This is a genomic window from Myxococcales bacterium (genome assembly GCA_016717005.1).
In the GTDB taxonomy this organism is placed as follows: Bacteria; Myxococcota_A; Polyangia; order Haliangiales; family Haliangiaceae; genus UBA2376.
The window spans coordinates 387,121-408,085 of sequence record JADJUF010000008.1 but is presented as its reverse complement, the minus strand read 5'-3'; the positions used below and the strand labels follow the sequence as shown (position 1 = coordinate 408,085).

The following is a 20,965-nucleotide window of genomic DNA, read 5'->3' as shown; positions in this document are numbered from 1 at the left end:
TCGCGTGCTCGGTGCGATCAGCGCGGGAAGACCAGGTGGATCGCCCCGGGCGCGCCGCCGGGGCCAGCGACGGCGAGCCCGACGTCGTCGCGGCCGTCGTGATCGAGGTCGACGACGACGAGGCCGCGGGCCAGGCCGGGCAGGGCGAGCGGCGCGCCGGGCGCGAACCTGCCGCGGCCGTCGCCGTACGCGACGACGAGCGTGGTCGACGCGCTGGCGCCCGGCGCCGCGGCGACCAGGTCGCCGCGGCCGTCGCCGTCGACGTCGCCGATGGCGAGGAAGCTGGGCGTGACGCCGAGGTCGAGGCCATCGGACTCGCCATGCTGGAGCTCGGTGGTGGTGGTCAAGAAGGCCTCGACCAGGGCGGTGCCGGCGTCGACGCCGACGACGTCGTCGTCGCCGTCGCCGTCGAGATCGCCGGCGGCGAGCGGTGGTCCGAGGTTGGTCGCCCCGCCGACCTCGGCGGCGATGACCGAGTTGCCGGCGGTGATCGTGGTCAGGCGGAGCGCGAGCACGGCGCCATCGACCGCGACCATGGCGTCGATCGGCGGGGCGCGATCCAGGTCGGCCGGGACCCACGCGCGCAGGTTCTTGGCCAGCGTCGCGCCCAGCAGCTCGTTGCTCGTGGCGACCTCGATGGCCCGGACCGCCTTGCCACCCGGCGTCCCGATCAGCGCGACGCCGGCGCCCGCCGTGTACTCACCGCCGAGCACGACGTCGCCGGGGCTGGCGACCGCGAGGCCCTGATCGGTCGCCGTCAGCGCCGCGCCGGTGCTGTCGATCCGGTAGAGGGTGCCGTCGGCGGCGACCGTGGCCAGCACCGGCGCGGCGCCCGGCGTCGGCTCGACCAGGGCCGCGGCGTCGAACTGGCGTCCGACCGCGAACACCAGGCGCTCGGGCGCGAAGATCGGCGCGCCCGCCACGGCGGTGCGGTTGTGGAGCACGACCACGACGTTGGTGCCGGTGGTCACGACCAGCTCGATCGGGCCGCTGGGGCTCAGGGCGCCGGCGACGAGCGCGGCCGGCGCCGCCTCGAGGTCGAACCGGAGGTTCGCCGCCGGCGGCGCGTCCTCCACGGTGACCGGGTCGAGCCCGAACACGGCGTTGCACCCACCCGCGACCAGCACGACCATGGTCAAGGGCGACCGCACGCGTCGACGGTAGCACGCGGCCGGGGCGGACCTGGTAGCGTGCCGGCGTGCACGCCTGGGATCCCGCGCGCTGGCGTGGGCCGCGGTTCGCGGCCTATCGCGCGACGATCGCGTCGCTGCCGACGGGGCCGCGCTGGCCGACGGTGGCCGAGCTCGACGCTCACCTCGGCGCCGGCCTGCGGCGCGCGCGGACGCTCCGGCTGGTGGCGCAGGCGCCGCGGGGCGCGACCGACGCGCTGCCGTACGAGCTGGCGATCGCCGATCGCGGCTGGGTGCCGACCCGCGCGCGCAACGCCCACGACCTGTGGAACGCGGTCGTCTGGGCGACGTTCCCGCGCGGCAAGTGGGCGCTGACCGAGCGCCTGGCCGGGTTCCAGCGGGCGCGCTACGCGGCCGGGCCGAGGCTGCCGGGCGCCCGCGCGCCGGCCCACGATCGGCTGGCGCTGCTCGACGAGGGCGGCCTGATCGTCGTCGGCGCCCGGGCGCTGGTGTTCGGCCACGCGATCCTCGAGCACGCCGCGCGCGCCGAGCTGGCGGTGCGCGCCGCGCCGCTGGCGCTGCCGCCGTCGACGCCGTGGCAGGCCGACGCGATCGACGCCGCGCTGGCGATCGCGCTCGCCGACGGCGCCGAGGTCGCGCCGGGGCCGGGGATCGAGATCGACGACGCGACGCTGGCGCCCCTCGACGACCGTGGTCCAGCGGGTTCGTCGCCGAACCTTCCCTCGTCGGGGGCGAGCGCCGACAGGGCCCCCACCGAGGACGCGGAACGCCCGGCGCGTTGACCGGTGCTCGACCGAAAACGTCACGAGCGCTGAGCCTCAGGCTCACCGCGTGGCGGCGAGCCCGGCGGCGGCGCTGGCGCGGACCTCGGCGCTGGGGTCGTCGAGCGCGGCGCGGAAGCGCGCGGCGGCGGCGGCGGGCTCGCCCGACTCGACCAGGAGCCAGCCCAGCGCGACGCCGGCGGCGCCGACGTGGACCGACCGTGGGTGTCGGTGGACGAAGGCGCGCAGCGCGCCGGCGGCCTCGGGGCGGTGCGCCCGGGCCACGGCGACCGCGTACCAGTAGGCCGCGTCCTCGGCCAGCGCGCCGTCGGGGTCGACGACCTCGACCCGCGCGAAGTCGGCCGCGGCGTCATCGAAGCTGCCGGCGCGCAGCGCCGCCCAGCCGCGATCGTAGGCGATGCTGGCGGCGATGCGCGTCGGCGGTGCGGCGGCGGGGCGGTCGTGACGGCGGGCGCGGCGCGGGGCGCCCGGTGCAGCGCGGGCGAGCGCGACGACGTCGGCGGCGGCGGACCGTGCGCGACGTCGGGCGGCGCCGGCGGTTCGACGGCGAGATCCGCGGCGGCGGTGGCGGCGGTGGGCTCGAGCGGCGCGGTCCACGCGGTGCCGGCCTCGAGCAGGCGCGCGGGGCCGCGCCGGGGCCGGACCTCGACCCGCCCGTGGTCGACGGTGACCTCGCGCAGGTGCCCCGCGGCGACGCGCACGGTGAACCTGGTGCCGCGGACCTCGACCTCGGCGTCGTCGGCGACGACCCGGAACCGCTCGCCCGCGTGCAGCGCCGCGACCTCGACCGCGATCGTGCCGTCGCGCAGCGTCACGACCTCGTCGCCGTCGGTGAGGTCGTGATCGAACCGAGCCGCGGCCACCGCGACCACGGCGCCGTGCGGCAGGTGCGCGCGCGCCGGCGAGCCGCCGACGCCGAGCCCGAACGCCAGGGTCGCGGCCGCGGCCAGGCCCGCGCTCGCGGCCAGCCACACGCGCCGACGCCGCGGCGCCGGCGCGGTCGCGTCGGCCCGGGCCAGGAGCGCGGTGCGCAGCTCCTCGCGTCGGTCCGCGCGCGGCGGCGGCACCGGGACCAGGCGGGCCAGCGTCACCACCCGCGCCGCCGCGTCGAGCTCGTCGCGGCACGCCGCGCAGGTCTCGGCGTGCGCCGCCAGCTCGGCGGGCACGCCCTCGGTCACCGCCCGGGCCAGCTGCGGCGGTGGCGCACACCGGCTCATCGGCGCCCGCCTTCGACCGCGACCCGGATGGCCTTGCGCGCGTCGTGGAGGCGACGCCAGAGCGTGCCCTCCGGGATGCCGAGCGCGCGCGCGACCTCGACGCCCGGCAGCTGCTCCAGATCGCACAGCGCGAACGCGACCTACAGGTCGTGGGGCAGGGTCGCGACCGCGCGCTCGACCGCGGCGAGCAGGCGGCGCTGGTCGAGCTGGGCGTCGACCGCGGTCGCGACCGGGCCGGGGAGCTCGACGTAGCGGGCCTGGCGGGCGCGGCGGCGGCGCTCGCCGCGGAGGGTGTGGCGGGCCAGGTTGGCGGCCACGCCGAGGATCCAGGTGCGGACCGACGAGGTGCCGCGGAACGACCGGGCCGCCCGCCGGACCTCGAGGAAGGTGGCCTGGACCAGGTCGTCGCGCGCGCCCTCATCGGTGGTCGCCAGGCGCGCGACGAACCGGTAGACGACCCCGTGGAAGCGATCGAACAGCGCGCCCAGCGCCGGGCCGTCGCCGGTGCCGACCGCGGCCAGGAGCGCCTGATCGGACAGCTCGTCGGTCGCGCCCTCGACGCGGCGGAGCGGGATCAGCTTGGCGCTCACAGGCCTCCGTAGCGCAGGCCCAGGCCGAGGTGGCCGAGCAGGCGGGGCTCGTCGGGCAGCTCGGCGGCGTCGGCGGGGCCCTCGACGTGGGTGGCCTGGGTCAGGACCGCGGCCGCGAACAGATCGAGCGTCAGGCGATGGGCCACGGCCAGCGACACGGTGGCGTGGACATCGGCGCGCAGCCCGCCGGTCTCGTTGCGGACCTCGGTCGACGAGCGGCGGGTGTGGATCTGGCCGATGCCGGTGGCGAAGCCCGGCGACAGGGCCACCGGCCCCAGGGTCAGCGGGACGTCGATCCCGATGAGGAGCTCGATGGCGCGGCGCGACAGGTCGTCGCCCCAGGCGCCGGGGCCGCCGGCCACCTGGCCGAAGCGCTGGCGCGCGGCGGCGCAGATCGGGCCGAGCTGGATGCAGACCCCGAGCTGCGCGCCCAGCCAGCGGGTCCCGTCGCTGGCGATCGCGCTGTCGAGCCCGGCGAACACCTGCACCCGGCGCAGCCCGGCGGCGCCGGGACGGGCGGGGCCGTCGACGAGCGTGGGCTCGGCCGCCGGCGCCGCCGACGGCGTTGGCTCGATCCGCGGCGGCGCGGCGCGCTCGGCCAGCAGCGGCATCGCCACGTCGATCCGCGCGAACGACTCGATCACCGTGGCCGCGGTGGCGGCGTCGTCGACGACGCGCTCGACCTGGCGGCCGTCGTGCTCGAGCTCGAGGACGACCTGGGTCGACCGCGCGCTGACCGCGACCCGCACGGTCGCGCACCCTGGGGGATCGAGCGCGACGCCGCGCCCGTCGAGGAGCTCGCCCAGCGCGGACACCAGGGCCGGCTCGCCCACCAAGGTCGCGCCCGGCGGGCACGGCGCCGCGGCCGCCGCGCGGGCGAACCCGACGGCGATCACGAGCGTGCAGGCTGAGGCCAGGGGGCGCATCCGCAGACCAGAGATGAGTGGCCGTCGCTCCGCTGATCCTTCGCGACGATCGCGGTCCCGGCAAGCGAAGGAACCCCACGCCGGCGGCAACACACCCAAGCCCCCATGCACATGCGCCTCGTGGCCCTCGCCGCCCTGGCCGTCGCCGCCCCCGCGGCCGCCGACGGCCCGCCACCCCCGACCGACTCGTTCCCATTCCGTCCCGAGGGGTGCCTGACCTTCGACGGCGGCCTGGTCGTCGGGTCGCCGTCAGCGCTGCCGACCGGGCTGTCCACCGGCGTCGGGGCCGGCGCCAGCCGCGGCGCTGGCTGGCTGCAGCTCGGGGCGCGCCTGGCCTGGTCGGGCGCGACCGAGTCGACCTCCGCCTGGACCGTCAGCCACGACGATATCCGGGTCCGCGTCAGCGGGCTGGCCCGCTACGTCGTCGGGCGCGGCGCCGTCGGGGTGCGCGCCAGCGTCGGGCCGACCGTGGTGTACGAGCGGCGCAGCCGCAACCAGGGCGCGCGGGCCGGGCTCGAGGGCGACGCGCTCGCGACCTCGGCCGTGGCGGTCGTCCCGGCGATCGATCTGGAGGCGGTGATCGGCGTGGCGGTGATGGACGGGTGGGGGCTGCGGGTCGCGGTCGGGCCGTCGCTGGCGCGGGCGAGCGGCGCCAATGAGCTCAGCTGGCTGGCCACCCTGGGGGCCTCGTGGACGCCGTGAAGCCCCTCGCGCTGGTCGCGGTCGCCGCGCTCGTCGGCGCCGGCTGCGGCGATCTGGTCGGGTTCGGCGGCGACGTGCCGCCGCTGGCGACCGTGACCGTGACCACCACCGGCGCGCTCGACGACGTGCGCGTCCCGGGCGCGACCGATGAGGATCTGCGGGTCGCGCTGGTGTGGGGGACGCAGTGGTTCCCCGAGCCGCTGTGCTTCTTGCCGCCGGCGTCGCCGGAGGTCGCCGGGGCGGTCGCGGCCGGCTGTCGCAACCCGCTGGCGTTCACGCCGGCCCGGGTCGGGCCCAGCGCGCCGCTGGTCGTGGGCCAGCCGGCGATGATCGACCTGATGGCGCTGCCGTCGGCCGACGTGATGGTCGGCGACGTGACCGCGCGCGTGGCCTACGCCAGCGTCGTGGTGTTCGACGATCGCGACCACAGCGGCACGCTCGAGCTCGGCCGGGCCACGCGCCTGCCGAGCGGCGGCTTCGATCCCGAGCAGGACGTGCGCACCGAGGACATCGTCTACGGCGCCAGCTTCGTGGCGATGACCGAGGCCGACACCCGCCTGTCGTTCCGCGAGGGCGCGTTCCTCGAGAGCGGCTTCTACCCGCGCCACGGCTGCGGCGCGCCGCCGTCGGCGTTCGGCCTGCTGTCGGCGGGCGGCTTCACCTTCGAGGCGGCGGTGGCGGCGACCCTGGCCGGGCAGCTGCCGGACCAGGACCCGACGAGCTGCCGCGAGGACGCGCTCGACGCCGCGATCGTGACCGTGCCGCTGCGGGCCACCGAGGAGGTGCGCGAGGTGGCGTGCGAGCAGCGGCGGCTCGACGCCAGCGTGCGCTACCGCCAGCCGCCGGCCGACCCGCCGGATCTGACCGGCCACGCGCTGGCGTGCGCGCACATCCCGAGCCTGGGCATGCCGGATCCGGCGACCGCCGACCTGGTGCAGCTGGTCGTGGCGGGGCTCGCCGACGAGCCGTGCCAGGGGCTGACGCACTACACGCTGATCGGCTGCGATCGCGGCGAGCTGACGTGTGACGCGCCCCAGTGGGACTTCCGCGAGTCGCCGCCGAGCTGGTGGCCGTGCCCCGCGGTGCTGCCGTGATCGGGCGCGGGGTGGTGTGCGCGATGGCGGTGATGGCGAGCGCGCCGGCGGTGCGCGCACAGACGGGTCCGGGTCCGGGGCCGGCTCCGGATCCGGTTCGGACGGTTCCGGGTCCGGTTCGGACGGGTCCGGCTCCGGTTCCGGGTCCGGGTCCGGCTCCGGGTCCGGCTCCGGGTCCGGTTCCGGCTCCGGCTCCGGCTCCGGTTGCGGGTCCGGCTCGGGTTCCGGCTCTCCGGCTCCGGTTCCGGCTCCGGTTCCGTTCCAGGCCCTCCGGGTTCCGGCTCCGGCTCCGGCTCCGGGTCCGGGTCCGGGGCCGGCTCCGGTTCCGGTTCCGGCTCCGGCTCCGGTTTCGGAACCCGACAAGGGGCCGCTGATCACCGATGAGGAGGAGGGGCCGCCGAAGCTGTCGCTGCCGACCGAGGCCGATCGCCAGGCGTGGCGGCGGGCGGGGTTCCGGCTGGGGCTGGGCTTCTCGTACGGCGAGCTCCACGGCCTGGGCGGCGCGCCGGCGGGGCGGCTGCTGGGGCCGACCTTGCGGGTCGGCGTCCGGCTCGACGCCGACTGGTCGATCATGGCGTCGTTCAACTACGCGTCGGCGAGCCGGGCCGGGCAGCTGTCGGGGCTGCGGTTCGCCGGCACGCTCGACCCGACCTGGCACGTCACCCCGTCGCTGAGCCTGGCGTTCGGTTTCGGCTTCGGCGGCATCGTCGAGAGCGGGACCGGGCGCGCCGACGCGTCGCCGCTGCCCGACACGATCGAGACCTCGTACACGTTCCCCGACGCGTCGACGCCGGTCGCCCAGTGCAGCGGCGCCGGCGCGGCCGGGCTGGTGCGGGGCGAGTGGAGCTACGTGCTGGGGCCGCGCAGCCAGGTCGCGGTCGCGCTCGAGGCGATCGGCCAGTGGACCGCGTGCGTCGACGACACCGGCCGGGTCGAGCCCGACACCGGCGACGCGATCGTGCGGCGGCAGTACTGGCCGCACGTGGGCGCCACGCTGACCGCGGGGATCACATGGCGCTGATCCGCTGCGCACGCGCGGTCGCGATCGGCCTGGCGCTGACGCTCGGCGCCGCCGTGGCCACGGCCCAGCCCGACGCCGGCGCGCCGCCGATCGACGCGGGCCCGCCCGACGACGGCGCCGCCGTGCCGACGTTCGAGCCGCCGCGGGCGATCGGCGCGCCCGACGTCCCGTACCCCGCCGACGCGCCGGCGCACGACGTGCCGATCGTCGTGACCGTCAAGCTCACGGTCGATCCGACCGGCGCGGTGACCGCGGTCGTGCCGGTGACCGCGCCGCAGCCGCCGTTCGATCAGGCGGTCGCCGCGGCCGCGGCCGGGTTCCGGTTCGAGCCCGGGCGCTACGGCGGCGCGCCGGTCGCGGTCGAGGTCACCTTCACGCACACGTTCCTGCCACCGCCGCCGCCGCCACCGCCGGCGAGCGCCGCCGGCCCGGCGCTGACCTCGATCCTCAAGGGCCGGCTCATCCAGCTCGGCACCCGCGCGCCCGTGGCTGGGGCGACCGTGACCGTGACCGTCGACGGCCACCGGTTCGAGGCCGACGCCGATCGCAAGGGCGTGTTCGAGCTGCCGGTCCCGGCCGGCCAGGCGGCGATCATCGTGACGGCGCCCGGCCACCTGCCGTTCGTCCAGGAGGAGACCCTGGCTGAGGCCCAGGCCCTGGCGGTGACCTACTACGTCGAGCGCGATCGCTACGACCCGTACGAGATCGTCGTGCTCGGCGAGCAGCAGCGCGAGGAGGTGTCGCGCATCAGCCTGCGCGGGCCCGAGATCAAGCAGATCCCCGGCACGTTCGGCGATCCGTTCCGCGTGGTCCAGGCGCTGCCGGGCGTGGCCGCGGCGGTGTCGCTCTTGCCGTTCCCGATCGTGCGCGGCGCCAGCCCCAGCTCGACCGGGTTCCTGCTCGACGGCACCCGCGTGCCGCTGCTCTACCACCTGCTGTCGGGCCCGAGCGTCATCCACCCCGACTTCATCGACGAGATCCAGTTCTACCCGGGCGGCGCGCCGGTCCCCTACGGCGGCTACACCGGCGGCATCGTCGACGGGCGCACCGTCCGCGCCAGCAAGGACCAGCGCCTCATCGACGTCGACGCCAACCTGCTCCAGGCCGGGGGGCTCATCCGCCAGCCGGTCCTGGGCGCCACGGTGACCGCGGCCGCGCGCTACGGCTACCCCGGGCTGATCCTGTCGCTGGCGACCAACGAGGTGTCGCTGTCGTACTGGGACTACCAGCTCCGGGTCGACGGCGGCGACGCCAACGACGGCTGGACCGTGTTCGCGTTCGGCGCCAGCGACACGCTGTCGACGCCGTCGCCGACCGCGGCGCCCGACGATCCCAACCCGCCGCTCGAGCCGTCGCTGATCCTCGGGTTCCACCGGCTCGACCTGCGCTACCACGCCACCGCCGGACGGCTGGTGGCGGCGCCGCGGCTGGTGCTCGGCTACGATCGCACGCAGTCGGGGGGCACCGACTTCTCGGTGCTGCTGGCCGAGCCGGCGCTGCGCCTGACCTGGCGCCGCGATCGGGCGCTGACCGTGACCGGCGGCGTCGAGGGCTCGCTGCGCGCGATCGATCAGGGCGTCGCGACCGCGGGCAGCGATCCCGGCGCGGCGATCACCGCCGGGCTCGATCGCTTCGACAACGGCGCCGCGCTGGTCGAGGCGCTGTGGCGCCCCGACCCGCGCTGGCTGGTGCGGCCGGGCGTGCGCGCCGACGTCTGGAGCGATCCGACCGCCACCAAGGTCGGCGTCGACCCGCGCCTGACCGTGCGCTACCGCCTGGCGTCGCGCGATCTGCCCGACGTGCCGCCCGACAGCGACGACAGCAAGATCTGGCTCAAGGGCAGCCTCGGGGTCTACCACCAGCCGCCGCGGTTCGTGCTGCCGCTGCCGGGGCTCGATCTGATGCCGCTCGAGTACGGCCTCCTGCGCTCGTACCAGGCCAGCGTCGGCGCCGAGCTGCCGCTGGCCGGCCGGCTGCAGCTCACCGGCGAGGCCTACTTCAACTACCTCGATCCGACGCTGTTCGATCTGTCGGTCAACGCGGCCTCGGTCGTGACCGAGGCCAACTCGACCTTGTTCCCGATCAACGCCCCCGGCCCCGGCCGGCAGCAGGAGATCATCGACCGCCTGACCACGCCCCAGCGCGGTCGCAGCTACGGCCTCGAGGTCATGGCCCGGCGCCAGGCCAGCTCGGGGCTGTTCGGCTGGATCTCGTACACGCTGTCGGCGTCCGAGCGCGCGCGCGACGGCGGCTGGGTCCCCTACGACTTCGACCGCCGCCACCTGGTCAACGTCGTCGCCGGCCTGCCGCTGCGCCGCAACTGGGACGTCGGCCTGCGCATGCAGTACCAGAGCGGCAAGCCGACCACGACCACGGCCGGCTACAACACCGCGCGCACCGACGGCTACCTGCGCTTCGACGTCCGCGTCGACAAGCGCGTCGTCTACCGCGACTGGCTGCTCGACTTCTACGTCGACGTCACCAACGTGGCGCTCCTGCCCGAGGAGGTCACCGCCGGGCGGGTGATCCGCTACGTCCTGCCCACCGTCGGCCTGCGCGGCCGACTCTGACGGAGAGCTCCATGAAGGACGACACCATCGACGGCCAGCTGCTCGACCTCATGCTCCGCGCGGGCTCGCGCTGGGTCCTGTGGCTGATGCTGGGCCTGAGCCTGGCCGCGATCACCGTGATCATCGAGCGCGTCTGGTTCTTCGTCAGCGAGCGCCCGCCGCGGCAGCTGCTGGCCGACGCGCTGGCGCGCCTGCGCACCGGCGGCCCGGCCGCGGCCCTGGCGATGCTCAAGGGCGCGCGCTCGATGGAGGCCGAGGTGGCGCGGCGGTGCCTGGCCGGCGCCGCCGACGGCGTCGCCGCGGTCGAGTCGCTCAAGGCGGCGGCGATCGAGGAGGAGCGGCTGCGCTACGAGCGCCGGACCGCGTTCCTGGGCACGCTCGGCAACAACGCGCCGTTCGTCGGGCTGTTCGGCACGGTGCTCGGCATCATCCGCGCGTTCCACGACCTGTCGGCCACGGCCGCGCAGGACACCCAGGCGGTCATGGGCGGCATCGGCGAGGCGCTGGTGGCGACCGGCGTCGGGCTCCTGGTCGCGCTGCCGGCGGTCGCCACCTACAACATCTTCGTCCGTCGGGTCGAGACCTCGGTCGGCTCGTCGGAGGCGCTGGCCCACCAGATCCTGGCGTACCTGAAGATCGAGCGGCCGGCGCCGGCGGCGTCGACATCGGCGGAGGCCTGACGTGGCCGGCACGACCCGTCGCCGCGGCATCGTCGCCGAGATCAACGTGACGCCGCTGGTCGACATCATGCTGGTGCTGTTGATCATCTTCATGCTGACCGCCCACCTGATCGCGCGCCAGGCGATCGCGGTCGACCTGCCGCGGGCCAGCTCGGCCGCCGCGGCGCCGCCGACGACCCTGACGATCACGCTCACCCGCGACGGCGCGCTGGCGCTCAACGCCGCGGCGGTGACGCCGGCCGAGCTCCAGGCCGCGGTGCGCGCCGCGGTGGCGGCCGATCCCAAGGCCCAGGCGGTCATCGTCGGCGATCGCGCGGTCGCCCACGGCCGGGTCGTGTGGGTGATCGACGCGATCAAGAACGCGGGCATGACCTCGTTCGCGATCCAGATCGATCCGGCCGGGCTGATCGCGCCGGGAGGTCCGTGAGCGTCAACCGCCTCATCATCTGCGCCGCCGGATCGCTGCTCGCGCACGCGGTCCTGGCGCGCGTGCTCGACGAGCTACCCGAGCGCACGCCGCCGAAGGTGGCGCAGCGGGTCGACATCCGCGTGGTCGCCCCGCCGCCGGCGCCGACGCCGATCGAGCCGCCGCCGGAGTTGCCGTCGCCGGAGCCGCCGCCGGCGCCGCCGCCCCCGACGCCGGTGCAACCGCCGCCGCGGCCGCGCCCGCCGGCGCCGCGCAGCCCGACCCAGCCCACGACGCCGGCGGCCCCGGCGCCGCCGACGTCGACGCCGAGCGCCACCCCGGGCGCCGAGTCCGGCGCGATCGTGCCCGGCGCCGCCGGGCCGCCGGTGTTCGGCGCGACCATGGAGAGCACGTCGCAAGGGGGCACCGGCCCGGCGGTGCCGATCGGCAACTCGAGCCGGCCCGGGACGGGCGGTGGGGCCGGCACCGGCTCGGCGGGCCCCGCGGCCCGCGGCACCGGCGATCCAGTCCCAGCGGCCGAGGTGACCCGGATGCCGCTGCCGCGGGGGCGCTGCGCCGGCGCCTACACCGACGCGGCCCGGGCGGCCGCGACCGAGGGCACGGTCGTGCTCGACCTGATCGTCGACGCGCGCGGCCGCGCCCGCGACATCGTCGTGGTGGAGGGCCTGCCCAACGGCCTGTCCGAGGCCGCGATCGAGGCCCTGCGCACCTGTCCGTTCAGCCCCGGCGAGCGCGGCGGCGAGCCGGTGCCGGTGCGCGTGCGCGGCTTCAAGATCCGGTTCGTGCTGCAGGAGGCCCGGTGATCCGCGTCAGTACGTGACCCGCGTCAGGACGTGACCCGCGTCAGTACATGACCCGGCACATCGGGCACTGGCAGCGGGTGTCCTTCATGAGCAGCCCGATCCAGCACAGCGGGAAGAAGAACAACAGCAGCACCGCGAACAACACCCAGCCGCCCGACGAGATCTTCTGGACCATCATCGCCTGGCCGGCGTAGCCGCAGCGCATGCACCGCCACGGCGCCATCGCCATCGGCATGACCGGGACCATCGCGTACGGCTGGGGCGGGTACGGCTGGGGCGGGTACGGCTGGGGCGGGTACGGCTGGGGCGGGTACGGCTGGGGCTGGTACGGCTGCGGCGCGCTCGCGCCCTGGGCGCGGTACGGCTCGGGCGGGAGGTCGCGCAGCCCGACGAAGCTGGCGCCGCAGCGGGCGCAGAACACCGCGCCGGGCGCGCTCGCGACCTCGCACGTGGGGCAGATCATCGCCCAGGGCTCGGCGCCGAGGTCACAGGTACGCCGGGTCGCGGTGCTCGCCGAGCACGCGCCGGAACTCGTCGCAGATCTCGCCGACCGTGACGCCGTCGCGGACCGCGTCGATGATCGGCGGCATCACGTTGATCGCGTCGTTCTCGAGCGCGGCGCGGACGCCGCGCAGCCGGGCGGCGACCAGGTTGGCGTCGCGCGACGCCTTCCAGGCCTTGCACCGCGCGACCTGATCGCGCTCGACGTGCTCCTCGATCTTGAGCGTCGGGATGCCGTCGTCGTCCTCGGGCGAGACGTACTTGTTGACGCCGACGACGCCGCGCTCGCCGCTGTCGACGCCGCGCTGGAAGTCGTAGGCCGACTTGGCGATCTCGCGCTGCGGGTAGCCCTCCTCGACCGCGCGGACGATGCCGCCCATCGCGTCGATCTTCTTGATGTACTCCCAGGCCGCGGCCTCGACCTGATCGGTGAGCGTCTCGATGAAGTAGCTGCCGCCCAGCGGATCGGCCACCGCGGCGACGCCGGACTCCTCGAGGATCACCTGCTGGGTGCGCAGCGCCAGCATCGCCGCCGCCTCGGTCGGCAGCGCGTAGGTCTCGTCGTAGCTGTTGGTGTGCAGGCTCTGGGTGCCGCCGAGCACCGCGGCCAGCGCCTGCATGGTCGTGCGCACGACGTTGTTGAGCGGCTGCTGCGCCATCAGCGACACGCCCGCGGTCTGGGCGTGGGTGCGCAGGATCCACGACCGCGGGTTGGTCGCGCCGAACCGCTCGCGGACGATCTTGGCCCACATGCGCCGGCCGGCGCGGAACTTGGCGATCTCTTCGAAGAAGTCGTTGTGGACGTCCCAGAAGAACGACAGGCGCGGCGCGAACTCGTCGACCGGGATGCCGGCGTCGACGCCGAGCTGCAGGTAGCCGATGCCGTCGGCCAGCGTGAACGCCAGCTCCTGGACGCCGGTCGCCCCGGCCTCGCGGATGTGGTAGCCGCTGATCGAGATCGTGTTCCACAGCGGCATCTCGCGCGTGCACCACGTGAGCATGTCGCGGATGATCCGCATGTGGCCGCGGATCGGGCTGATCCACTCCTTCTGCGCGATGAACTCCTTGAGCATGTCGTTCTGGAGCGTGCCGCGGAGCTTGTCGGGCGTGACGCCCTGGCGCTCGGCCACGACCACGTAGAGCGCGAGCAGCACCGCCGCCGGCGCGTTGATCGTCATCGACGTCGACACGGCGTCGAGCGGGATGTCGCCGAACAGCCGGGTCATGTCCTCGAGCGACGCGACGCTGACGCCCTCGCGCCCGACCTCGCCGAGCGAGCGCTCGTGCTCGGGGTCGTAGCCCATCAAGGTCGGCATGTCGAAGGCGGTCGACAGGCCGGTCTGGCCCGAGGCGAGCAAGAACTTGAAGCGCTGGTTGGTGTCCTCGGGCGTGCCGAAGCCGGCGAACATGCGCATCGTCCACGGCTTGCCGCGGTACATCGTCGCGTGCGGGCCGCGCGTGAACGGGAACGCGCCCGGATCGCCGAGCGCCTCGTCGTAGGTCCACCCGCGCTGGGCCAGATCGGCGGGGCCGTAGCTGGCCTTGAGCGGCAGGCCCGACAGGGTCTTGGGCTCGGACGGGGCAGGGGGCGAGGGCTTCTTCACCGTGGCCATTGACGCTCGTTTACCACGCACGCGCGGGCTTGCGGCGATCGACCGGCGTTCGCGACGCTCCCGCGCTCGCCCCGGCGCGGCCGGAGCGGTATGGTCCGCCGCCGATGACCGTCCACCTGCGCGATGTGGTCGCGTACCTCGACGCGACGCTCGAGATCGATCGCTTCCGCGACTACGGCCCCAACGGGCTCCAGGTCGAGGGCGCGCCCGAGGTCGACACCGTGGTCACCGGGGTCTCGGCCAACCAGACGCTGTTCGAGCGCGCGCTCGACCTCGGCGCCGATCTGGTGGTCGTCCACCACGGGCTCATCTGGGGCGGCGGCCTGCCGCTGGTGACCGGGCCGACCGCGCGCCGGCTCAAGCTGCTGCTCGCCAACGACATCTCGCTGGCCGCCTACCACCTGCCGCTCGACAAGCACGCGCGCCTTGGCAACAACACCGGCCTCGCCGACGCGATCGGCCTGGCCCTGGCCGACCGCACCGCGTTCGGCGACGTGCGCGGCACCGCGCTGGGCCTGGCCGGGAGCTGGGCGACCGAGCTGACCCGCGACGAGGCGATCGGCCGGGTCACGGCCGGCGTGCTCGGGCAGCGGGCCGCGCCGTTCGTGTTCCCGTACGGCCCGCCGATCGTGCGCAAGGTCGGGCTGTGCTCCGGCGGCGCCGGCGATCTGGTCGAGGCCGCCGCCGCGGCCGGGTGCGATCTGTACGTGACCGGCGAGCTGGCCGAGCGCGCCGGTGAGCTCGCGCGCGAGCTGCAGATCACCTTGATCGCCGCCGGGCACTACGCGACCGAGGTCTACGGCCCGACCCGGGTCGCCGACGAGCTGCGCCGTCAGTTCCCGGCGCTGTCGGTCCACTTCGTGCCGGTGCCGACGCCGCTGTGATCGCCGCGGTGATCAGATCCGCCGTGACCTCACCCGCCGTGACCTCCCAGACCGCGCTCCACCGTTGACCGTGCCGAACCCATGACGACCACGCCCAGCCCTGTCCGCCTGCCCGCCGGCGTCCGCGACTTCTTGCCGCGCGCGGCCGCGCGTCGCCGCGGCATCGCCGAGCGCCTGCTGGCGACGTTCGAGGCCTGGGGCTACGCCCGCATCATCACGCCGGTGTTCGAGTGCGCCGACGTGCTCGAGCGCGGCCTCGGCGTCGACGCCCGGGCCGCGGCGATCCGGTTCGTCGAGCCCGGCACCGGCGAGGTCGTGGCGCTGCGGCCCGACATCACGCCGCAGGTGGCGCGGCTCGCGGCGACCCGGCTGGCCGACGTCGGCGGCCCGGTGCGGCTGTGCTACGAGGGCTCGGTCAATCGCCTGGTCGCGGCCGGCCACGGCGCGCTGGCGCAGCGCGAGATCCTCCAGGCCGGCATCGAGCTGATCGGCGCCGACGGCATCGACGCCGACGCCGAGACGATCGCGCTGGCCGCGACCGCGCTGGCCGCGACCGGCCTGGCCGACGTGCAGATCGATCTGGGCCACGTCGCGTTCGCGACCGAGGCGCTCGCGGCGGTCGCCGACGGCGAGGTCCGCGCCGCCCTGGCCACCGCGCTCGCGCGCAAGGATCGCCACGCGGTCGCCCGCGCCGCCGCCGGTCTGGCCGAGGCCGACCGCGCGCGGCTGGTCGAGCTGGTCGAGCTGTGGGGGCCGATCGGCCTTGTGCTGGCCCGGGCCCAGGCGCTGTCGTGGACCCCGCGGACCCAGGCCGCCCTGGTGGCGCTGGCCGATCTGGCGGCGCGGATCGCCGTGCTGGCGCCGATGACCCGGCTGTCGGCCGACCTCGGCCTCGGGCGCGGCTTCGAGTACTACACCGGCGTGCGCTTCGCCGGCTACGCGCGCGGCGCCGCCGACGCGATCGTCCGCGGCGGTCGCTACGACGGCCTGGTCGGTCGCTACGGTCGGCCGACCGGCGCGGTCGGCTTCGCGGTCGACATCGAGGCCATCGCCGGCGCCCAGCGGGCGATCGGCCTGGCCGCGCCCGAGCCGCCGCCGGGCGTGCTGGTGGTCGCCGCGGCCGTCGCCGACGCCGCGCGCATCGCCGCGGCCCTGCGCGGCGCCGACGTCCGGGCCGCGCCCCACCTGCCGTCGCGTGACGTCGGCGCGCCGCTGCCCCCGGGCTACGCCGCCGAGACCGGCTGGTCGCACGTCCTCGACGTGGCCGCGGCCCGCCTCACGACCGCGGCCGGCGAGGTCGCGATCCCGCCCGCCGCGATCGCCGCCGCGATCGCTGGTGACGGCGGCGCGCTCGCCACTATCTTCGCGGGCGCACCCGCGCGCTGATCCAGGAACCAAGGAGCCTCCGATGTCCGTCGTGATCGTGGTCGGCGCCCAGTGGGGCGATGAGGGCAAGGGCAAGGTCGTGGATCTCTACGCCGAGGCGGCCGACACCGTCGTGCGCTACGGCGGTGGCGCCAACGCCGGCCACACGCTGGTCATCAAGGGCCAGAAGCTGGTCACGCACCTGGTGCCGTCGGGCGTGTGCCACCCGGGCAAGCCGTGCGTGCTCGGCGGTGGCATGGTGATCGATCCCCGCACCCTGCTCGACGAGATCGCCGAGCTCACCGCGCGGGGCCTCCTCGCCCACGGGGAGCTGCTGATCGGCCAGGACGCCCACGTGATCCTGCCGTACCACAAGCGCGTCGAGGAGCTGCGCGAGGGCCGCAAGGGCGCGATCGGCACCACCCGCCGCGGCATCGGCCCGGCCTACGAGGCCAAGGCCGCGCGCCGGGGCGTGCGCATCCGCGATCTGTTCCGGCCCGAGCGCCTGCGCGACCTGGTCGCGGCCAACCTCGACGAGCTGGTGCCGATCATGCTCCACTTCGGCGGCGCGGCGCCGACCGCGGCCGAGATCGAGGGCTGGATCGCCGACGCGCTCGCCGCCGGCGCGGCGCTGCGGCCCCACGTCGGCGACGCCAGCCGGTTCGTGGCCGAGAAGATCAAGGCCGGGGTCAACGTGCTGTTCGAGGGCGCCCAGGGCACGCTGCTCGATCTCGATCACGGCACGTACCCGTTCGTGACGTCGTCGTCGACGATCGCCGCGGGCGCCTGCCAGTCGACCGGCATCGGGCCGTCGAAGATCGATCGCGTCGTCGGCATCACCAAGGCCTACGCCACGCGGGTCGGGGCCGGGCCGTTCCCGACCGAGCTGCACGGCGACGCGGCCGAGGCGCTGCGGCAGGCCGGCGGCGAGTTCGGCGCCACCACCGGTCGGCCGCGGCGGTGCGGCTGGCTGGATCTGCCGGCCCTGCGCCTGGGCGTGCGGCTCTCGGGCATGGATGGGCTGGCGCTGACCAAGCTCGACGTGCTGGCCGGGCTGCCCGAGGTCCGGGTCTGCGTCGCCTACAAGATCGACGGCCGCGAGCTCGACGAGCTGCCGACCGACCCCGACGACATCGCCCGGGCCGAGCCGGTGTTCGCGAGCTACCCCGGCTGGACGTCGCTGGCAGGGATCCGGAGCTTCGACGACCTGCCGCCCACGACGCGCCAGTACGTCGACACCGTCGAGCGCCTGGCCGGCGTGCCGTTCTACCTGGTGTCGGTGGGCCCGGATCGGGACGAGACGATCGTCCTGCGTGATCCGTTTCGCGAGTGAAGTCGCGGCGGAAGCGGCCGCCCAGGAGTGGCGAAGGCGTCGTGGCGGGTGATACGATTTCTCCAAGGTCCGAGGGGGCCGGGGGTTCCAAGCCCTCGAACGACCTCTCGCGAACGGCGAGAATTTAGGAACGACCATGAAGATCGTCTGCGATGCCTGTTCTGCGAAGTACTCGATTGCCGACGAGAAGGTCCAAGGCAAGGTCTTCAAGATTCGCTGCAAGAAGTGCAGCAACATCATCGTCGTCCGGGGCACCGGCGGCGCTGACGAAGCGGCGGCCCCGGCGGCCGCAGCGCCCGCCCCGGGCAGCTTCGATCAGAAGGAGACCCGGGTCTACGACTACGGCGGCTACGAAGGTGGCGCGCCGCCGCCCGGGGCCGACGAGGGGGTCTGGCACATCGTCGTCGACCAGGAGCAGGTCGGCCCGCTGACGGTGGCCGAGGTCCAGACCCGGTTCGCCGCCGGCGAGATCGACGGTGAGTCGTACATCTGGCGCGAGGGCTTCGCCGACTGGCTGCCCCTGGCGCAGGTGCCCGACTTCGCGAACCTGCTCGCGAGCGGCAGCACCACCACGGCCCAGCCGTCGTCCGGTGCCGACGCGGTCGCCAGCATGTTCGGCGCGAGCAACTACGAGGATCCGTCGGCGCCCGCGAAGGGCGACCCGGGCGACGTGTTCGCCGCCCATGCCGCCAAGCAGGACGACGATGGCGGCGGCGATCTGTTCGGCCAGAAGGCGGCCGAGCCCGCGCGCTCGAGCCGTCGCACCGGCGCGCCGCCGGACGCCGACGCGCCCCTGTTCGGCAACGAGGCCAAGTCGGCCCAGCCGGCGACGGTGTCGTCGATGAAGGGCCAGCGCAACGAGAACTCGGTCCTGTTCTCGCTCGGCAACCTCGCCGCGCTCGCGAGCGATCAGCCCCGCGCCGCCGCCGCGCCGTCGTCGTCGTCGAGCTCGGCGCCCGGCACCGCGGGTCACGGCGGTGGCGAGGGCTCGGGCCTGATCGACATCCGCTCGATGGCCAGCGCCTACCTCGGCGGCGCCAAGCCGGGCATGTCGCCGGGCGGCCCCAGGGTCGGCTCGGCCGACGACCTGCCGGTGTTCTCGACGGCGGCGTTCAGCGAGCCGGCGGTGATCATCCCGTCGATGGGCGGGTCGCGCAACAACAACAAGATGCTCTACATCCTGCTGGGCGCGGTGGCCTTCCTCGCGATCCTCGCGGTGGTGCTGGTCGTCGTGGTGCTGGGCAAGAGCGACAACAAGACCCCGGCGGTGGCGGCCAACGACAAGGACGAGCCGTCCGACAAGGACAAGCCGTCCGACAAGCCTGACCTGCCGGATCCGTCCGCGGGCACCGCCGCGGATCCGGGCACCAAGCCCGCGGACCCGGGCGCGACCCTCCCCGCGGATCCCGGCACCAAGCCGGCCGACCCCGGCACCAAGCCGGCCGACCCCGTCACCAAGCCCGCGGACCCTCCGCCCACCAGCGGGTCGAGCAAGCCGTCGAGCGGGTCGAGCAAGCCGTCGAGCGGGTCGAACAAGCCGTCGGGCGGGTCGAGCAAGCCTTCGACCGGGTCGAGCAAGCCGCCGCCGGATCCGCCCCCGTCGAGCGGTGGCTCCTGCATGGGTGAGGTCGAGTGCATGCTCGCGCCCAAGCCCCCGTCGTGCTGCTCGAAGTACGGCGGCGGCAAGAAGACCGGCGGCGGCGGCAGCACCACGACCGGCGGCGGCGGCGGCGACCTGCCCGACAGCCTGACCAAGTCGGACATCTCGGCGGGCGTCAGCAAGGTCCGGCCCAGCGCCAAGGCGTGCAGCGCCAAGTCGTCGGCGAAGGGCAAGGTGCTCGTGTCGGTCAAGGTGGCGGGCAACGGCAGCGTCACCAGCGTCACCGTCAAGAGCACCCCCGACCCGGCGCTCGGCTCGTGCGTCGCCACGGCGATGAAGAAGGCGTCGTTCACCAAGACCAAGAGCGGCGGCTCGTTCAGCTACCCGGTACCGTTTTGATCTCTGCACCCGTGTTGATCCCTGCACCCGGTGCGTGATGTACGGCGGGTGTGGTTTCGACCGGGCGGGGTGACGTAGAGCGGGAGGCCCGGAGACGGGGCCGGCGTCCGCGCGGAGGTTGCGGAGCCGGAGACGGTCTCGGAACCGGAGTCGGAGCCGGAGCCGATGTCGGAGCCGGGACCGGAACCGGAGCCGGAACCGGAGTCGGAGCCGGAGCCGATGTCGGAGCCGGGACCGGAACCGGAGCCGGAGCCGGAACCGGAGCCGGAGTCGGAACCGGAGCCGGAGTCGGAACCGGGGACCGGGACCGGAGCCGGAACCGGAACCGGAACCAGAGTCGGAACCGGAGCCGGAGTCGGAGCCGGAGTCGGATCCGGAACCGGAGCCGGAACCGGACCCGGAGCCGGAGCCGGAAGCCGGCATCGGGTGCCGGGCCCCGTCGGGCTACCGCCCGAGCCGGTAGGTCATCGCGCCGACGCGCTCGGCGAGCGCCAGCGCCGGCGCGATCGAGTCGGGCGCCACGTAGCCCCAGGCGGCGGCCACCGCGAGGGCGCTCTTGACCTCCTGGGCCTCGGCCGCGGCGATCCGGTACACGCGGCGCTTGTCCCGGCCGCTCCGCCGCGTGCCCTCGGCCAGGTTCAGCGCCACCGAGGTCGCGGCGCGCCGGAGTTGCTCCGCCAGATCCGGCGAGCACCGGCGCACTTCCTCGACGATCGACCTGAGCACCGTGATGAGTTCGAGCGTGACCTGCTGTGCATCGAGCATGACGTTGATCTCCGTGTTCGGGGTTGCGCCCCGATCCGCGGCCCGACGCGCAGGTCTCGTGCCCGACCGCGCCGCCCTCGATCTCGTCGCTCCTCACACGATCGCGTCCCGGCGGCGCGTGGGCACGGGACGTGCGCGGGGGCCGCGAGGGGCAACCCCGAACACGGAGCTCCACGCTCACGCACACAGGTCAACGCCGCACTCATCCACGCGCTCGTCAAGGAAGCGCGGACCACGGAGCCGGACCCGGACCCGGACCCGGAACCGGAACCGGTGTCGGACCCGGACCCGGACCCGGAGCCGGAGCCGGAGCCGGACCCGGAACCGGAACCGGACCCGGAACCGGAACCGGAACCGGTGTCGGACCCGGAGCCGGACCCGGAGCCGGAGCCGGAGCCGGAGCCGGAGCCGGACCCGGAGCCGGACCGACCCGGACCTGACCCGGACCCGGAGCCGGAGCCGGAGCCGGAGCCGGAGCCGGAGCCGGACCCGGACCCGGAGCCGGAACCGGACCACGGAGCCGGACCCGGAACCCGGAACCG

At 75.2% G+C, this 20,965-nt stretch carries 21 protein-coding genes; 12 read left to right on the top strand and 9 right to left on the bottom strand.

The annotated features are described in order from the left end of the window. Nucleotides 1–17: 17 nt before the first annotated feature. Complete coding sequence (locus IPL61_11535) at nt 18–1,151, bottom strand: VCBS repeat-containing protein (GenBank protein MBK9031939.1); 1,134 nt, start codon at nt 1,149–1,151, stop codon at nt 18–20. Between the two features lie 47 nt (nt 1,152–1,198). Here IPL61_11535 and IPL61_11530 point away from each other — a divergent pair, with 47 nt between their 5' ends. Beyond that, nucleotides 1,199–1,933 carry a DUF3025 domain-containing protein gene (locus IPL61_11530; GenBank protein MBK9031938.1) on the top strand — a complete coding sequence of 245 codons (735 nt, stop codon included), beginning with the start codon at nt 1,199–1,201 and terminating at the stop codon, nt 1,931–1,933. Nucleotides 1,934–1,953: 20 nt separating this feature from the next. Here the strand turns inward: IPL61_11530 and IPL61_11525 are convergent, their stop codons facing one another. Genes IPL61_11525 through IPL61_11510 form a run of 4 tightly spaced genes read right to left on the bottom strand, consistent with a single transcriptional unit; the run spans nt 1,954 to nt 4,666 of the window. Beyond that, nucleotides 1,954–3,150: a FecR domain-containing protein gene (locus tag IPL61_11525; protein MBK9031937.1), complete on the bottom strand. Its 1,197-nt coding sequence runs from the start codon at nt 3,148–3,150 to the stop codon at nt 1,954–1,956. Beyond that, a complete protein-coding gene (locus IPL61_11520) occupies nt 3,147–3,278 on the bottom strand; it encodes a hypothetical protein (GenBank protein ID MBK9031936.1) in 132 nt (43 codons plus the stop codon). Before IPL61_11520 ends, IPL61_11525 begins: the two co-directional genes overlap by 4 nt. Before the next feature lie 12 nt (nt 3,279–3,290). After that, nucleotides 3,291–3,740 carry a sigma-70 family RNA polymerase sigma factor gene (locus IPL61_11515; protein ID MBK9031935.1) on the bottom strand — a complete coding sequence of 150 codons (450 nt, stop codon included), beginning with the start codon at nt 3,738–3,740 and terminating at the stop codon, nt 3,291–3,293. Continuing rightward, nucleotides 3,737–4,666, bottom strand: coding sequence for a hypothetical protein (locus IPL61_11510; protein MBK9031934.1), 930 nt, complete (start codon nt 4,664–4,666; stop codon nt 3,737–3,739). The genes IPL61_11515 and IPL61_11510 overlap by 4 nt, the downstream gene beginning before the upstream one ends. Nucleotides 4,667–4,771: 105 nt before the next feature. Between IPL61_11510 and IPL61_11505 the strand changes: the two genes are divergently transcribed. From IPL61_11505 to IPL61_11475, 7 genes are all read left to right on the top strand, one after another. After that, on the top strand, nt 4,772–5,368 hold the full coding sequence (locus tag IPL61_11505) for a hypothetical protein (protein ID MBK9031933.1): 597 nt from the start codon (nt 4,772–4,774) through the stop codon (nt 5,366–5,368). Next, a complete protein-coding gene (locus IPL61_11500) occupies nt 5,365–6,462 on the top strand; it encodes a hypothetical protein (GenBank protein ID MBK9031932.1) in 1,098 nt (365 codons plus the stop codon). Before IPL61_11505 ends, IPL61_11500 begins: the two co-directional genes overlap by 4 nt. A gap of 532 nt (nt 6,463–6,994) precedes the next feature. Further along, nucleotides 6,995–7,483, top strand: a complete 489-nt coding sequence (locus tag IPL61_11495) for a hypothetical protein (protein ID MBK9031931.1) — start codon at nt 6,995–6,997, stop codon at nt 7,481–7,483. Further along, nucleotides 7,474–10,053 carry a TonB-dependent receptor gene (locus tag IPL61_11490; GenBank protein MBK9031930.1) on the top strand — a complete coding sequence of 860 codons (2,580 nt, stop codon included), beginning with the start codon at nt 7,474–7,476 and terminating at the stop codon, nt 10,051–10,053. The genes IPL61_11495 and IPL61_11490 overlap by 10 nt, the downstream gene beginning before the upstream one ends. Nucleotides 10,054–10,103: 50 nt before the next feature. Next, nucleotides 10,104–10,733: a MotA/TolQ/ExbB proton channel family protein gene (locus IPL61_11485; GenBank protein MBK9031929.1), complete on the top strand. Its 630-nt coding sequence runs from the start codon at nt 10,104–10,106 to the stop codon at nt 10,731–10,733. Nucleotides 10,734–10,800: 67 nt separating this feature from the next. Continuing rightward, nucleotides 10,801–11,160 (top strand): biopolymer transporter ExbD, encoded by a 360-nt coding sequence (locus IPL61_11480; GenBank protein ID MBK9031928.1) that lies wholly within the window; start codon nt 10,801–10,803, stop codon nt 11,158–11,160. Then, complete coding sequence (locus tag IPL61_11475; protein MBK9031927.1) at nt 11,157–11,963, top strand: TonB family protein; 807 nt, start codon at nt 11,157–11,159, stop codon at nt 11,961–11,963. Before IPL61_11480 ends, IPL61_11475 begins: the two co-directional genes overlap by 4 nt. A 40-nt stretch (nt 11,964–12,003) precedes the next feature. On the opposite strand, the gene IPL61_11470 is transcribed toward IPL61_11475, so the two are convergent. Together IPL61_11470 and IPL61_11465 are read right to left on the bottom strand one after the other, a co-directional pair. Beyond that, entirely contained in the window at nt 12,004–12,426 is a 423-nt protein-coding gene (locus tag IPL61_11470; GenBank protein MBK9031926.1) for a hypothetical protein, read from the bottom strand. A 22-nt stretch (nt 12,427–12,448) separates the two neighbouring features. Beyond that, complete coding sequence (locus IPL61_11465) at nt 12,449–14,077, bottom strand: methylmalonyl-CoA mutase (protein ID MBK9031925.1); 1,629 nt, start codon at nt 14,075–14,077, stop codon at nt 12,449–12,451. Between the two features lie 104 nt (nt 14,078–14,181). Between IPL61_11465 and IPL61_11460 the strand changes: the two genes are divergently transcribed. The 4 genes from IPL61_11460 to IPL61_11445 all read left to right on the top strand — a co-directional run bounded on the left by IPL61_11460 (nt 14,182) and on the right by IPL61_11445 (nt 19,658). Continuing rightward, on the top strand, nt 14,182–14,961 hold the full coding sequence (locus IPL61_11460) for a Nif3-like dinuclear metal center hexameric protein (protein MBK9031924.1): 780 nt from the start codon (nt 14,182–14,184) through the stop codon (nt 14,959–14,961). A gap of 81 nt (nt 14,962–15,042) precedes the next feature. Then, nucleotides 15,043–16,347, top strand: coding sequence for an ATP phosphoribosyltransferase regulatory subunit (hisZ, locus tag IPL61_11455; GenBank protein ID MBK9031923.1), 1,305 nt, complete (start codon nt 15,043–15,045; stop codon nt 16,345–16,347). 22 nt (nt 16,348–16,369) lie between these two features. Further along, a complete protein-coding gene (locus IPL61_11450) occupies nt 16,370–17,659 on the top strand; it encodes an adenylosuccinate synthase (protein MBK9031922.1) in 1,290 nt (429 codons plus the stop codon). Between the two features lie 136 nt (nt 17,660–17,795). Continuing rightward, on the top strand, nt 17,796–19,658 hold the full coding sequence (locus IPL61_11445) for a zinc-ribbon domain-containing protein (GenBank protein MBK9031921.1): 1,863 nt from the start codon (nt 17,796–17,798) through the stop codon (nt 19,656–19,658). Between the two features lie 444 nt (nt 19,659–20,102). On the opposite strand, the gene IPL61_11440 is transcribed toward IPL61_11445, so the two are convergent. Together IPL61_11440 and IPL61_11435 are read right to left on the bottom strand one after the other, a co-directional pair. Further along, entirely contained in the window at nt 20,103–20,423 is a 321-nt protein-coding gene (locus IPL61_11440) for a four helix bundle protein (protein ID MBK9031920.1), read from the bottom strand. 177 nt (nt 20,424–20,600) lie between these two features. Continuing rightward, complete coding sequence (locus IPL61_11435; GenBank protein MBK9031919.1) at nt 20,601–20,939, bottom strand: hypothetical protein; 339 nt, start codon at nt 20,937–20,939, stop codon at nt 20,601–20,603. Nucleotides 20,940–20,965: the final 26 nt, after the last annotated feature.

Excerpts from the sequence above, each read along its gene's own strand:
- IPL61_11525 (MBK9031937.1), bottom strand. The coding sequence starts at position 3,150 with ATGAGCCGGTGTGCGCCACCGCCGCAGCTGGCCCGGGCGGTGACCGAG.
- IPL61_11510 (MBK9031934.1), bottom strand. The coding sequence starts at position 4,666 with ATGCGCCCCCTGGCCTCAGCCTGCACGCTCGTGATCGCCGTCGGGTTC.
- IPL61_11505 (MBK9031933.1), top strand. The coding sequence starts at position 4,772 with ATGCACATGCGCCTCGTGGCCCTCGCCGCCCTGGCCGTCGCCGCCCCC.
- IPL61_11490 (MBK9031930.1), top strand. The coding sequence starts at position 7,474 with ATGGCGCTGATCCGCTGCGCACGCGCGGTCGCGATCGGCCTGGCGCTG.
- IPL61_11485 (MBK9031929.1), top strand. The coding sequence starts at position 10,104 with ATGCTCCGCGCGGGCTCGCGCTGGGTCCTGTGGCTGATGCTGGGCCTG.
- IPL61_11480 (MBK9031928.1), top strand. The coding sequence starts at position 10,801 with ATGCTGGTGCTGTTGATCATCTTCATGCTGACCGCCCACCTGATCGCG.
- IPL61_11470 (MBK9031926.1), bottom strand. The coding sequence starts at position 12,426 with ATGATCTGCCCCACGTGCGAGGTCGCGAGCGCGCCCGGCGCGGTGTTC.
- IPL61_11465 (MBK9031925.1), bottom strand. The coding sequence starts at position 14,077 with ATGGCCACGGTGAAGAAGCCCTCGCCCCCTGCCCCGTCCGAGCCCAAG.
- IPL61_11460 (MBK9031924.1), top strand. The coding sequence starts at position 14,182 with ATGACCGTCCACCTGCGCGATGTGGTCGCGTACCTCGACGCGACGCTC.
- hisZ (MBK9031923.1), top strand. The coding sequence starts at position 15,043 with ATGACGACCACGCCCAGCCCTGTCCGCCTGCCCGCCGGCGTCCGCGAC.
- IPL61_11450 (MBK9031922.1), top strand. The coding sequence starts at position 16,370 with ATGTCCGTCGTGATCGTGGTCGGCGCCCAGTGGGGCGATGAGGGCAAG.
- IPL61_11445 (MBK9031921.1), top strand. The coding sequence starts at position 17,796 with ATGAAGATCGTCTGCGATGCCTGTTCTGCGAAGTACTCGATTGCCGAC.
- IPL61_11440 (MBK9031920.1), bottom strand. The coding sequence starts at position 20,423 with ATGCTCGATGCACAGCAGGTCACGCTCGAACTCATCACGGTGCTCAGG.